Source organism: Streptacidiphilus pinicola, from assembly GCF_003258295.1.
Taxonomy (GTDB): Bacteria; Actinomycetota; Actinomycetes; order Streptomycetales; family Streptomycetaceae; genus Streptacidiphilus; species Streptacidiphilus pinicola.
Window position 1 is genome coordinate 1 of sequence record NZ_QKYN01000252.1, and the last position, 249, is coordinate 249.

Consider the following 249-nt stretch of genomic DNA (forward strand, 5'->3'; position numbering starts at 1 on the left):
CCCCTCGGCCTCCTGGCCGAAGCGGCCCCGGCGCCTGCGCCTGTCTCACCACCCACCCCTGCGTCACCCCCCGAAGGAGCATCCGGATGACCACCCCTGAGCGTCAGGCACCCTGGCACGGCATCATGGTCGCCACCGCCCTCCCGTTCCACGAGGACGGTTCCGTCGACTACGACGCCTACGCCGAGCACGTGGCCTGGCTGCTGGCGAACGGCTGCGACGGCGTCGTGCCGAACGGGTCGCTCGGCG

General features: G+C 72.7%; 1 protein-coding gene. It reads left to right on the top strand.

Annotated elements, in window-relative coordinates:
- Positions 1-86: 86 nt before the first annotated feature.
- The coding region (locus tag DN069_RS42240) for a dihydrodipicolinate synthase family protein (protein ID WP_424556368.1) at positions 87-249 on the top strand (163 nt) is incomplete at its 3' end.